Consider the following 10467-nt stretch of genomic DNA (forward strand, 5'->3'; position numbering starts at 1 on the left):
GGATGTCCGTCTCGCCGGTTCTCGGGGCGGTGGATGGCTTCGCGGGGATGTTTCACGAACCGCCAGATGTCTGGTCGGTTTCGAGTAGACGGCCGGCGAGGTCTTTCTCGTGCCAGCGTGTCAGGATCAGGACCACGGGTGCGCCTGGTGCGAGGCGGGTGAGGGCTGTGTCTGTCCACCAGGACCAGGTCTTCTCCTGGATCGTGGGGGAGTCGGCTTGCTCACGTCCCTTCACGGGGTCATCGATGATCAGACAGTTGTGGACGAGTACGCCGCCTGCAAAGAAGTTACGCGTTCCTTCCACTTGGAAGTCATAGACATCGACTCCCTCGCCGCCCACTCCGCGAACCACGGAAACGGCGTCACGCTCGACTTGTGGTGCACCGCGTGACAGGTGAAGCACAGCGTGATCAAGTTCTCCGCCGTGTTGTCCCAAGGCTTCTCGTTCAAGTGGTGAATGACGAGCCCAGACTTCTGCACTGGCTTCCCGTTGCGGACGTATGCGATCACGGGAGTCTCCGAACAGGCCACGCATTTCTCGCCGTCCCGCTGCAGGATCAGTGGCCGCATGGAGCGGAACCACTTCGCATAGCTCGTCCCGGTCTTGAAGTGAGAGTTGCCGCGTCCGATCATTCTCAGCGCGTGCGCCTGATTCGCGCAGTCCCGGGAGCAGTACTGAGTGCGACTGCCCTTTGGTCGGAACATGAGCCCACACTGCGGGCAGCCCTTCTCGATATGATTCCGCGCCCGGTACTTCGCTAGGCAGTCGGGTGAGCAGGTTGCCGCGCCGTTCCGTTTCGCCGGCCCGCCGCATACGACGCAGGTTCGAGTCCTCAGGGTGTTCCCGATCCCCGTCGCCATGCACTCGGGTGAGCAGTACAGGTGCTGGCATCTGCGGATCGTCTTGCGGACATCCATCTTCTGCACCGGCCATATCTGGCCGCACGGGCATTGGACCGTCACCCACGATGCCCAGAAGCGTTTCTCCACGCCGTAGGCTTCCGGCGGGCACATAGCCTCGGCTCGTATAGACGCGATGATCGGATGTGCAGGTGAGAACTCGACCTGCTTCCGTGGCGACTTCAACGACTGGGCGGCCTGAAATGCGTCGAGAGGCTTCCACTCGGCGCCAGACAGCTCGTCCGGAATTCTCGTCGTAGGCGCGAAGCCACTTGATATTCCGCTTGAATGCCTCGCTGGCCTGGAGTTTTCCATGCTCACATTCTATGTACACATCTCCGGCAATGCAATCCACGGGTCGGCCTGTCATTGCGCCACCCACACCTGCGGTGAAGACGCCGCCTTCGTGTCCCGCGAGCTGCCATTCGTGCTGTGCTGACAGGTCGTCGCGGACGGACAGGTTGAACGTTTCTGGGTGGGTTTGGATGTCGTCGCGGATGGCGCGGCCCCATCGGCGGGCGATGTTCGCTTCGTAGGAGGCGATAGCGATTCGCAGGTTGGGGTTCTGCATCAGCGCCCACTCGGGGAAGCGGCGTGACCCGGTCTGTGATTTCCCCTCCTGAGGGCTCATGGAGATGATGAGTCGCCCATCAGGGGTGTTCATCGTCTTCACGAGTTCTTCGTTGATGAGGTCCAGTGCGGGGGTCCGGACGGTGCGGGGGTCGAGCTTGACGCCGAGGTCCAGGGGGGTGGGGAAACGGATCTTGGGCGGGTCGAAGTGCTGGGCTGCGAGTTCCCAGATGGAGGGGGCCAGGGTCATGTTCTGGCCTCCTTCCTCCGTCCGTGGGTAGAAAAAAACCCGAACGCGTGCACGTTCGGGTCGGGGTCACGTTGGGGTTTCCAGCGTGCCGGGATTCGCGCCGACCGCAGGACTCGAACCTGCTACCTCTGGTTTTGGAGACCAGTGCTCTACCTGTTGAGCTAGATCGACCTGCACACCGCGTCGCTTCTCAGCGGGCGGTGGCAATGCGTGCCTGCGTGGCGTTGTGAGCCACTAGGCGGCGTTGTGAACCGCCCGGTACGCGTGCACCCGCTTCGACGCCGGGGCGGTGCAGCCTGGTCCGGTTCGTCACCCGCCAGTGGCGGGGGTTTTGTGGGCAGGTCCGGCTCGGGCGGTCTCCTTGCCGTCATGGCCGGCCTTCACGGGAGAGTCCCCAGACGCTAGGAGCCCATGCGTCGTCGGGGCGAGACCGTGTTGACCCACAAGTTGGGGGCCCTGCCGGGGGAGGCGGTGGGTTGCTACGCGCCACGGGGGGTGCCTGCAACCCCGGCAGGGGGTCTATTTGGGCGCGCTCGTTGCGCCCATGTTCCGTTTTACCAGGTGTTACCAGGTAACGTCAAGCAAGCCCCATCTTGATTCGGACCACGTCAACGGCGCGGTAGTACGGGTTCTTCCCTGGTTCTTCGATGGCTGGCGTGATGCGTCCGCGTTCCTTCCATCGCTTGATGAGGTCAGCCGAGACACGGACCCCACAGTGCTCAAGCAGCCAGGGCACGAGCGTGCGCGACTGCATGGGCGGAAGGCTTCGCACGTAGTCCCACTGTTCGTCGTTGAACTCGGGGGCGTCGCCGTCGATGAGTTCGCGGGCGTAGCGGAGGGTGTTGGTGTGCCGGTGGTGCTGGTGGGCGGCGTCGGGGTCGTGGGGGAGTTGGTCGAGGGTGCCGTCGAACCGTGTGGTGATGGCGTGGTGTGCGGCGAGTGCGCCGAGGTGGAGGGGGACGGTGGGGCCGTGTTGGTGTGTGGTGTGGGCGGTGGGCCGGGTGGCGGGGGTGGCTTCGCGGCGGGCGATGAGGAGGAGGGTGTGCAGGTCCTCCTCGGTGAACGCGTCCACCTGGGCGACGAGGTCGTGGTGGCAGTCCCAGCAGATCCAGGTGTGCGGTGCGGGCCGGCCGCAGTGGAGGTCGCAGTGGTGAACATCGTCTTCGTTTGGGCTCATCGGCGGTTCATCTCCTTGCGGATTTCCCGTTGGGCGCGTCGGCGGTCTGCGCGGCGGGCCTGTTTTGGTGACTTGCTGCGGTCGGGGCAGTCGGGTCCAGCAGGTGCATGACACGTCGGGCACCACGGCTGCATGTGGCGTCGGGCCGGGTCGCTCGGTCGGGTCACGGGTGGACCTCCAGGGTCATGTCAGAGGTGACGGGGACATCCCAGTCGCCCCCGTGTCGGTCGAAGCGGGCGGTCACGCTGACGGTTTCAACGGTGGTGGTGCCGTCGTGGGTGCTCGTGGTCCACCCTTCAACGTGGAAGCCGGTGAGTAGCCCCGTGACCTGGGTGTGGGCGGAGCGGAGGGTGATGGTGTGGCCGACGAGGGCCGGGGTCAGCGCCTCGAGCGCGGGGCGTGGAGTGGTCATGGTCTCTCCTTGGGTTCGGGTGGTCAGTGTTCGTTGAGTGTGATCAGGACGGCGGACAGCATGCAGAGCACGGTGAAGAGGATCAGACCCGCCCATGCCGGCCATTCGTCGCGCATCCAGAGGCTCGCACCGAGGACAGCGAGGACGGCCGTGTAGCAGCCCAGGATGATCGTGTAAGCCGTGGACCGTCTCACCGTCACGGCTCCTGCTTCACGGGGCCGGGGCGGCGGATCGTGAGGGAGCCAGCGAAGCCGACCTCCGTGAGCCATGCGCCGCCTTCGGTGCACCAGTCGCCGTAATCGTTGCGGCGGCGTGCGATGCCTTTGCGGCGCACAGTGACTGTAATGCCGTCGTAGTTCTCCACGGTCTCCCAGATGACGTAGTCGCCAGCGCGCACGTCGTCACGGGCCGCGTTCTCGATGACCTGGACGGCGAGGCCGGTGTTCTCGTTCATGGTGTGTCTTTCTGGTCGAGGGATCGGAGCACGCTGGGCACCAGGGTGCCTGCGGTTTCTTGCTGGGTTGCGGTGAGTTGTAGGCCGCCGAGGATTTTGTGGATGGCTCCGACGAACTGGAGGGCGAGTGCTTCTTGGAGTTCGAGCTGGCGGCGTTGGACGCCGGCTTTGAGGGCGGCGGCGGCGTAGCGGGCGAGCTGGTCCTCGCACGCGTGCATCCAGCGGACCCAGACGTTGATGTCCGGGCCCCGCGTCTCAACATCCACCGCGCCGAGGGGTCCGACACCGGTTTGGTGGGAGGTCACTCCCCAGACGAGGGGGGAGGACATGGGGTCGGTTTCGGGGTGTTGGCCGGCCCCGATTTGGTCGACCATGTGGCGGAGCCATGCGACTTCGCGGGCTTTGTCGGAGACGAGGCGGAGGAGTGCTTCGGCGGGGTCGATGTTTTCGGCGTCGGGGTCGAAGCCGAGTGCCCGGAGTTCGGTGTGTGCCTTGTTGGTGGTGTTGCGTCGTGCTGCTGCGGCTTTGGATTTTGGGGAGCCGCCGCCGTGGCGGACGCACCGGGTTGCGCCTTTGGCGGGGTATTTGCCGCAGGGTTGGCCGTTGCGGTTTTTGGCTCCGCAGATGATGGTGCCGTTGGTGTTGGTTTGGCCGGCACGGTAGGGGTTGGTGGGGTCGGTGTTGGGTCGGGTCACTGGTCGGCCTCCATGTGGTCACTGCCACGCGGGGCTGACAGGTGGTTGCCGAGAGCCATGGGGATGGCGAGGAACATAATCGCGGGCGTCATGACGATCCAGAGCAGGGCCGCGAATCCGACACTCCCCGTCACCAGGCCCATGAACGCGGCGACCACGGTTGCGACAAGGACCAGCATCTTCACGGGCTTGAAGGCGGTGCTCACTTCTCCACCTCCCGCACCTTGACGAACCGGGGTGTGCCGTCCCCATGGTTCCCGTCACGGCGGGCGCGGGTGCCGTCGGGGAGGGTGAAGGCGGCGAGGTCCGAGGCGGGCACGACGACGGCGCGCCCGTTGAAACCGGCGACGACCGCTTCAAGACCAGTCCACAGGGCCACACCAGCGGCAAGCACCTCCCGGAACTGGACATCCGTGAGGACGCACGGCACGCCCGACATCTCGACCTCCTCGGCGGGCGGGGTGGGGGCGGTCCAGATGGTGAGCGCGTCGGGGCGGTCGGCGCGGAGGGCGGCGCAGGCGATGACCCGGCCGCCCTCGGTGATCCAGTCCCCGGACCCGTCCCGGTGATGGGCGATCCCGGCGCGGATGAAGCCGCGCCGGTCCACCTGCAACACGAAGTCCCCGGGCTTGATCCGGGCCACGTCGTGGTGGGGTGCTCCGTGGCCGGCGGGGACGCCGAGGCTGGTGCGGGCCAGCGGCTCGGCGGACACGGCGGCGGGGGTGGTGCGCTCGTGCTCGCGGCCCGCGTCGAACGCGGCGCGGAGCATGGCGGTCTGGCCTTGCGCGTAGAGGCGGCGCTGCTCGTGGAACGGGACGACGCCGGGCTCCCGGTGCTCGTCCCACAGTTCGGCGGCGCGGTCCTCGGTCAGGGGGTGGTCAGTCATGGGGTTCTCCTTCGAGTGCTCGGGTGATGGCGGTCACGGTCGGGCAGGGGTAGCCCTCCAGGTCGCACTCCTCGCAGTAGGCGTCGTCATCGCACTTATGGAACTCGTTTCCCTCGCCGTCGCGGGATCCGCACGTGGGGCACTCTGCGCGCACATGCAGTTCCAGCACCGCCCGGAGCGCGTCCACGAGTCGGGGCACGGTGGTGCGTGAGGCGGCGATGAACTCGGCGTCCGCCTGTGCGCTCAGCAGGCGCGTGACCGCTACCGCCTCCCGCGTGGACTGATACCCCGGCGGGAGGACGCAGTTTCCTTGCTCACCGCTGTACTCAGCCGTCCACGGCCCCTCGGTCGCGGCGTCGGCTTGTGCCCGGATGCGGGCCAGGATCTCTCGGGGGTCACGCATGGGTCTCTCCGTTCAGTGCGGTGTGGGTGGAGCACGCCTGGTCCGCGGTGACGCCGGCGTGATCGCCGCCGTGCTTCTTGCACTCCAACGGGTTGCCGTTGTCGTAGCAGCACTCGTCGCAGGCCCAGCCGATGACCGTGCTGTCGCACCCCCAGTAGTCCACGAGCTCGATGTGATCGTTCCGGCACTCGGCGTCGAGGCACTCGTCGTAGACGCGGATGGGCTGGTGCAGCTCCGAGACGGCGAGCACGGCGCGGGCGAGGGCTGCTGCCTTGTTGTCGGGGATGGTGCAGACGGTGATGGTGTCGTCCTCGTGGGCGAGGTCCAACACTTCGCGGGCGAGGGTGACGGGGTCGGCGGTCATGATTCCTCCAGGGCGTGCGGGTGGGTGGTGGGCTCTGGCGGGGTCGCGCCAGCCTCGAGCAGGCGGGCTTCGGCCTGGCGGATGGTCTCACCCAACTCGCGGCACCGGCGCACGTAGTCCTCCCAGGTCTCGCCATCGAGGATCGGGGACGGTTCGGGCATGTAGCGTGTCATTCCTGGTTCCTCACAATCGTGTCGGCCATTTGTTCGGCCCTAGCTTGGTGGATGGCGCGTTCAGCGTGGAGTGTGGCGGTGAGGCCGGCGCTGTCGAGGTCCGCCCAGATGGTGCGTAGGGCTGCTTCGGCGTGGTGTGCGCTGTCCCGGTCGTGCCAGTCACCGGAGATGTAGGCGAGGCCGATGGGGGTGATGCTGATCTGTGGGCGGCGGGTCATGCTTCCTCCTCGTGGCGATGGGGGTAGGCCCAGGTGATGCCGATGTCACTGCCCCTCCAGGTGAGGACAACGGCACGGCCAGGGTGGATGGTGGGGTCGGGGTCGTCGCCGCAGGCGCACACCAGACACCCGGGGGCGTTGACCCAGACGATGGCCCAGCAGTCGTGTCCGGGGGTGTTGGGGTGACGCGGGTCGTGGTCGTTGCAGCCCCGGTCGTCCCAGCCTTCGGTGTCGCAGTCCGGCCTGGTACGGCAGACGGCGTCAGGTGGGGCGGTGCAGACGATTCGGGTTCCGTCGTCGCTGATCTTGTGTCCGGCCATGCGGGTCATGCCGTCGCCTCCAGCAGGTTCCGCAGGTGCGCGGCCTCACGGGTCAGCCGGTGCAGCTCCGCGCCCGTCTCCACGTCCCGCACTATCGCGGCCTCACGGCGGGCCTGGATGCGGGTGTTCACCGCACCCCCGTAGGCGGCCGTGTCTGTGGTGTCTGGGCGGGACAGGCGGGACTGGAGGAGGGCGATCCGCTCCTCGATTTCGGCGAGGCGGGCGCGTCGTGCCGGGGCTTTCTCCCTGGCCTTCACGGCCTCGGCCTGACGCTTCTCGATGGCGGCGGTCAGCCGGCGTTCCGCGACGTGGTGGTGGCGGCGGCACAGCAGCCCATCCGTGGCCGGGCGCTTACACTCTGCGCCCTTCGACTCGACCCATGCCGGGCAATGGCCGGCGGTCTCAGGCAGGGGGGCCATCGGCAGGACAACCTGCGCGGCCAGGGCCTTCTGGCGGGTGGTGGGGGTGGTGGTGTCGCTCATGGCGGTGGTCCTTCCGTGGGGGTTCTGCGTAGCACCACCAGACTAACCCCCGTTACCTGCTGTTGCAAGCAACAACCCGCAACCCCTGCTCCCGCTTCGTGTGCTTCGATCTGCGCCCCTGTTCACGGGGTCAGGTGGTTTTCCCCTCCCGACCCCTGTTCGGGCTCCTGCGCGGCCCCTGGCGGCTCCTGGAGGGTTTTCCCGACCTGGTGGGGTTGGCGCATGCCGGCTTTGACGTCGCCCCAGCAGCAGATGCAGTGGTGGGCGGGTTGTTCGGGGTGGTCTTCGCAGGGCTCGGGGTGGCTGCCCAGGTTGGTGGTGGTTTTGGGTTTGGTGGTGTCCCACCAGGGGCCGGGGGTGGGGTAGAAGGCGGGGGTGAGCTTCACGGGGGTGCCGTCGGGGTTGAGGGCGGTGGCGTAGGCGATGAGGGCTTGGAGGGCGTGGAGGTAGTTGGTGGCGGGGATGGTGTCTTTGTGGCGTTTGAGGATGGCCATGGTGGATGCGGGTTGCCATTCGGGGCGGAGTGCGTGGGCGGTGTGGGCGAGGGTCCAGGCGCGGTGTTCGGTGAGTTGCATGGGGTGGTCCTTCGTTTTTCGCGTGCGCGTACTGTGGTTACGTTTTTTGCTTGCTGCTTTTTTGAAGGATTTTTTATAGAAGCAAGCAAGTGGTGACCACGCTGGGAGTCGAGTTGCGCTACCAACTGAGTGGTTAGTGGTGGTTGGATTTTGCTTGAGCCCTTGCTCAAGCATCTGATCAAGCATTTGGTTGAGCACTTGGTTGGGCTAGAACGGGGGTTCGCCGGGTGAGTCGAGGTCGGGCGGCCCCTGCTCGGGCTCTGCTGGCTGGGGGTTGCAGTAGTCGCACTCGGGGTCGTGGACTCCCTTGTTGACGTGGTTGCGGGCGTGGTGGGACTTCTTCCCGCCGGAGGAGCCGTATGTGCGCCGCTTGGTGCTGAGCTCGTTGATCTCGGCTGCGGACTTCTGGTGGCGGAGGTAGTCGTGGAGCTGGTACCCGTCGGCGGTCTTGTTGAGGAGGCCGGCGTTGACGAGTTCGTTACGGGGTCGGGCGCCGAGCATGTCCACGTCGATGGGGAGGAGGTTCCCGTCGTTGCGTTCGTCGTTGGCGAGGGCGATCAGGGTGACGTGGAGGCGGAATGCCTTGTCGGATAGGGCCCGGATTTTCCGGTGGCGGGGGTACTCGTTGGTGAGGGTGAAGTATGGCCGGGGGTCGAGTTTCTCGGCGCTCATGCGTTCTCCCGGATGATCTGGTATGCGCGACGGACGATGCTCTTGATGTGCCCGTTGCAGGTGTTCATGAACGCGTTGAACGTTGCGCCGGGGAGTGTGGTGTCAAGGCTGGTTTGGATCGCGTCCTTGATGAGTGCGGGGGGGAGGCCCATGTCCTCGTAGTCCATGACGATGTCGACCCACTGGGGAGGGAGTGAGTCGATGCGTTCGCCCCAGAGCGGTGTGCAGGCGTTCAGGATGGACTGTGCCCGTGTCGCGTGGTTGTTCAGGCGTTCCTGGGCTTCCGTTGCGGCGGCCTGGATGGCGGCGGCGAGGGCGGTGGCTGCCCCGTCTGCTTCCAGCGCGAGAGGGGTGTCTGGTGTGGTGGCGTACTTGCCGTTGTTGCACGGTTTGCAGGCGGTCACCAGGTTCTCGGGCTCGTCTCCGCCTCCCCGGCTGATGGGGATGATGTGGTCGATTTCTATGACCACGTCGGGCGCCTTTGCGCCGCAGTAGCGGCAGGTGTGGTTGTCCCGGCGGAGGACTGCAAAGCGGGTACGCTGGTTCATAGCCAAGGTACTTCCCTTCTACTAGGTTCCTTGGTTCGGCCCCGGGGTGTGTCCAGCACCGCCGGGGCTTCTGCGTTGTTCCAGTCTACGTGGTGTTGCGTGGTAGGGGCTGGTAACGGTGTGGGTGTGGTTGGCCCCCGACCCGGGGGGTGGGGTCGGGGGCCGGTGGTGGGTTAGAGCTGGGTGATGGTGAGGACGAGGCAGGGTGTGTCTCGTGGTTCGCCGGCGCGCATGTCGGGGCCGGTCAGGTGGTCGTTGGAGTCGTCGGGCAGGAGCCCGTACCCCTTGACCCGCCCCTTGCCGGTCACGAGGCCGTCGATGCACGCCTTGGCGGTGAGGACGAGGTTGTGGGCGTCGTAGGGGCGGCGGTGCGTCTTGTGGACGGTCGCCACGATGTGAGCCTTCTGGAGGTGGGGGAGGTGCGCCTGTCGGGCGTAGATCAGGGCGGCGTTCCGCCAGGCGCGGGTGAGGCGGGCGCGCTCCGCCCAGTGGTGGCGCTGGTTCGCGCTGATCCAGCCCGCAGGTGCAGGGATCGTGAGCGTGTACGTGCTCATGCGTCATCAGATGAGCCGAACCCGCCCAGACCGCGCACGCTCTCGGGCAACTCGGCGACGACGTCGAGGCGGGGGAGTGCGATGGGCAGGATCACGAGCTGCGCGATCCTGGTGCCGGCCTGGATGAGGTTCCGGCACCCGTCGAGGGGGGTGATGGGTACCTGGATTTCGCCTCGGTAGTCGGGGTCGATGACGCCGACCCCGTTGGCGAGGGTCATGGACTTCTTGACGGCCAGGGATGAGCGGGCGATGAGGAGGCCGACGTGGCCGGCGGGGATGGCGACTGCGACCCCGGTGGGCACGAGGGTGACCTGGTTCGGGATGACGTGGACGGTCTCGGCCGCGTACAGGTCCAGCCCGGCGTCGGTGGGGTGCGCCCGGGTCGGCAGGTCAGCGTGGGGGCGGGTGAAGCGGACGGCGAGGATCGGCTGCTGGTTCACGGGGTCTCCTTGAGGTCAGTGATGGTGGGGTCTGAAACCGGGTGCCCGGCGGTCGTGGTGCTCATGCGGCGTCCTGCCAGACCTGGTGTGCGAGTGCCGCTTCTTCCGCGAGGTCAGCGCGCCCAGCGGTGGCGAGCATCAACTTCAAGTCACGTACCGACCGGATACCGAGCCGTCCCATGACTGTGGCTGGTGCGTACCCGCCAGCGATCAGGTCCACGGCGTCCTGCCTGCGGGCTTCCATGTCGCTGATCGTCTTGTACGCGGGGGTGCTTGCAGGACGGTCGTCGAGGTCGATGTCATCCCACGCCGCCGGGGGTGCCCACCCCTCACGGGTGGCACGGTTCATGACCCGCTGACGGGCGCGCATGTCG

General features: G+C 66.7%; 20 protein-coding genes and 1 tRNA gene. All 21 read right to left on the minus strand.

Going from position 1 to position 10467, the window contains the following annotated elements; all coding sequences use genetic code 11:
• Positions 1–52 precede the first annotated feature (52 nt).
• Entirely contained in the window at positions 53–1720 is a 1668-nt protein-coding gene (locus tag UN64_RS19500; protein WP_077365865.1) for a hypothetical protein, read from the minus strand.
• A 98-nt stretch (positions 1721–1818) separates the two neighbouring features.
• Positions 1819–1891: transfer RNA gene (locus tag UN64_RS19505), tRNA-Trp, on the minus strand.
• A 406-nt stretch (positions 1892–2297) separates the two neighbouring features.
• Positions 2298–2897, minus strand: a complete 600-nt coding sequence (locus tag UN64_RS21035) for a hypothetical protein (RefSeq protein WP_171978978.1) — start codon at positions 2895–2897, stop codon at positions 2298–2300.
• A gap of 163 nt (positions 2898–3060) precedes the next feature.
• Complete coding sequence (locus UN64_RS20645) at positions 3061–3309, minus strand: hypothetical protein (protein WP_139343220.1); 249 nt, start codon at positions 3307–3309, stop codon at positions 3061–3063.
• A gap of 23 nt (positions 3310–3332) precedes the next feature.
• Complete coding sequence (locus UN64_RS21040) at positions 3333–3503, minus strand: hypothetical protein (RefSeq protein WP_171978979.1); 171 nt, start codon at positions 3501–3503, stop codon at positions 3333–3335.
• 2 nt (positions 3504–3505) lie between these two features.
• Complete coding sequence (locus tag UN64_RS19520) at positions 3506–3763, minus strand: hypothetical protein (protein WP_077365871.1); 258 nt, start codon at positions 3761–3763, stop codon at positions 3506–3508.
• Positions 3760–4458, minus strand: coding sequence for an HGGxSTG domain-containing protein (locus UN64_RS20650; RefSeq protein ID WP_139343221.1), 699 nt, complete (start codon positions 4456–4458; stop codon positions 3760–3762). The genes UN64_RS19520 and UN64_RS20650 overlap by 4 nt, the downstream gene beginning before the upstream one ends.
• Positions 4455–4664, minus strand: a complete 210-nt coding sequence (locus UN64_RS19535) for a hypothetical protein (RefSeq protein ID WP_077365877.1) — start codon at positions 4662–4664, stop codon at positions 4455–4457. Before UN64_RS19535 ends, UN64_RS20650 begins: the two co-directional genes overlap by 4 nt.
• Positions 4661–5344 carry a hypothetical protein gene (locus UN64_RS20655; protein WP_139343222.1) on the minus strand — a complete coding sequence of 228 codons (684 nt, stop codon included), beginning with the start codon at positions 5342–5344 and terminating at the stop codon, positions 4661–4663. The genes UN64_RS19535 and UN64_RS20655 overlap by 4 nt, the downstream gene beginning before the upstream one ends.
• The gene (locus UN64_RS20660; RefSeq protein WP_139343223.1) at positions 5337–5747 is read right to left on the minus strand and encodes a hypothetical protein; all 411 of its coding nucleotides are present in this window, start codon (positions 5745–5747) and stop codon (positions 5337–5339) included. The genes UN64_RS20655 and UN64_RS20660 overlap by 8 nt, the downstream gene beginning before the upstream one ends.
• Complete coding sequence (locus tag UN64_RS20665; RefSeq protein WP_139343224.1) at positions 5740–6111, minus strand: hypothetical protein; 372 nt, start codon at positions 6109–6111, stop codon at positions 5740–5742. The genes UN64_RS20660 and UN64_RS20665 overlap by 8 nt, the downstream gene beginning before the upstream one ends.
• A complete protein-coding gene (locus tag UN64_RS21045; RefSeq protein WP_171978980.1) occupies positions 6108–6284 on the minus strand; it encodes a hypothetical protein in 177 nt (58 codons plus the stop codon). The genes UN64_RS20665 and UN64_RS21045 overlap by 4 nt, the downstream gene beginning before the upstream one ends.
• Entirely contained in the window at positions 6281–6502 is a 222-nt protein-coding gene (locus UN64_RS19555; RefSeq protein ID WP_077365885.1) for a hypothetical protein, read from the minus strand. Before UN64_RS19555 ends, UN64_RS21045 begins: the two co-directional genes overlap by 4 nt.
• Positions 6499–6831 (minus strand): hypothetical protein, encoded by a 333-nt coding sequence (locus UN64_RS19560; RefSeq protein ID WP_077365887.1) that lies wholly within the window; start codon positions 6829–6831, stop codon positions 6499–6501. The genes UN64_RS19555 and UN64_RS19560 overlap by 4 nt, the downstream gene beginning before the upstream one ends.
• Positions 6828–7304: a hypothetical protein gene (locus UN64_RS19565; RefSeq protein WP_077365889.1), complete on the minus strand. Its 477-nt coding sequence runs from the start codon at positions 7302–7304 to the stop codon at positions 6828–6830. The genes UN64_RS19560 and UN64_RS19565 overlap by 4 nt, the downstream gene beginning before the upstream one ends.
• A 122-nt stretch (positions 7305–7426) precedes the next feature.
• A complete protein-coding gene (locus UN64_RS20670; protein WP_139343225.1) occupies positions 7427–8065 on the minus strand; it encodes a hypothetical protein in 639 nt (212 codons plus the stop codon).
• Positions 8066–8086: 21 nt separating this feature from the next.
• The gene (locus tag UN64_RS20675; protein ID WP_139343226.1) at positions 8087–8551 is read right to left on the minus strand and encodes a hypothetical protein; all 465 of its coding nucleotides are present in this window, start codon (positions 8549–8551) and stop codon (positions 8087–8089) included.
• A complete protein-coding gene (locus UN64_RS19580; protein WP_077365897.1) occupies positions 8548–9099 on the minus strand; it encodes an HNH endonuclease in 552 nt (183 codons plus the stop codon). Before UN64_RS19580 ends, UN64_RS20675 begins: the two co-directional genes overlap by 4 nt.
• 173 nt (positions 9100–9272) lie before the next feature.
• Positions 9273–9653, minus strand: a complete 381-nt coding sequence (locus UN64_RS20680; RefSeq protein ID WP_139343227.1) for a hypothetical protein — start codon at positions 9651–9653, stop codon at positions 9273–9275.
• Positions 9650–10093 (minus strand): dUTP diphosphatase, encoded by a 444-nt coding sequence (dut, locus tag UN64_RS19585; protein WP_245802089.1) that lies wholly within the window; start codon positions 10091–10093, stop codon positions 9650–9652. Before dut ends, UN64_RS20680 begins: the two co-directional genes overlap by 4 nt.
• A 61-nt stretch (positions 10094–10154) precedes the next feature.
• Positions 10155–10467: hypothetical protein (locus UN64_RS21050; protein ID WP_216352801.1), on the minus strand; the 313-nt coding region annotated here is incomplete at its 5' end.

Origin of the sequence: Fictibacillus arsenicus, assembly GCF_001999465.1 — a bacterium.
Taxonomy (GTDB): Bacteria; Bacillota; Bacilli; order Bacillales; family Fictibacillaceae; genus Fictibacillus; species Fictibacillus arsenicus.

Bases quoted from the DNA above. Each gene is read 5' to 3' on its own strand.
- UN64_RS19520 (WP_077365871.1), bottom strand. From the start codon at position 3,763: ATGAACGAGAACACCGGCCTCGCCGTCCAGGTCATCGAGAACGCGGCC.
- UN64_RS19565 (WP_077365889.1), bottom strand. From the start codon at position 7,304: ATGAGCGACACCACCACCCCCACCACCCGCCAGAAGGCCCTGGCCGCG.
- UN64_RS20680 (WP_139343227.1), bottom strand. From the start codon at position 9,653: ATGAGCACGTACACGCTCACGATCCCTGCACCTGCGGGCTGGATCAGC.
- UN64_RS19560 (WP_077365887.1), bottom strand. From the start codon at position 6,831: ATGACCCGCATGGCCGGACACAAGATCAGCGACGACGGAACCCGAATC.
- UN64_RS19500 (WP_077365865.1), bottom strand. From the start codon at position 1,720: ATGACCCTGGCCCCCTCCATCTGGGAACTCGCAGCCCAGCACTTCGAC.
- UN64_RS20655 (WP_139343222.1), bottom strand. From the start codon at position 5,344: ATGACTGACCACCCCCTGACCGAGGACCGCGCCGCCGAACTGTGGGAC.
- UN64_RS20675 (WP_139343226.1), bottom strand. From the start codon at position 8,551: ATGAGCGCCGAGAAACTCGACCCCCGGCCATACTTCACCCTCACCAAC.
- UN64_RS21035 (WP_171978978.1), bottom strand. From the start codon at position 2,897: ATGAGCCCAAACGAAGACGATGTTCACCACTGCGACCTCCACTGCGGC.
- UN64_RS20670 (WP_139343225.1), bottom strand. From the start codon at position 8,065: ATGCTTGATCAGATGCTTGAGCAAGGGCTCAAGCAAAATCCAACCACC.
- UN64_RS20660 (WP_139343223.1), bottom strand. From the start codon at position 5,747: ATGCGTGACCCCCGAGAGATCCTGGCCCGCATCCGGGCACAAGCCGAC.
- UN64_RS20645 (WP_139343220.1), bottom strand. From the start codon at position 3,309: ATGACCACTCCACGCCCCGCGCTCGAGGCGCTGACCCCGGCCCTCGTC.
- UN64_RS19580 (WP_077365897.1), bottom strand. From the start codon at position 9,099: ATGAACCAGCGTACCCGCTTTGCAGTCCTCCGCCGGGACAACCACACC.
- UN64_RS21045 (WP_171978980.1), bottom strand. From the start codon at position 6,284: ATGACACGCTACATGCCCGAACCGTCCCCGATCCTCGATGGCGAGACC.
- UN64_RS19555 (WP_077365885.1), bottom strand. From the start codon at position 6,502: ATGACCCGCCGCCCACAGATCAGCATCACCCCCATCGGCCTCGCCTAC.
- UN64_RS20665 (WP_139343224.1), bottom strand. From the start codon at position 6,111: ATGACCGCCGACCCCGTCACCCTCGCCCGCGAAGTGTTGGACCTCGCC.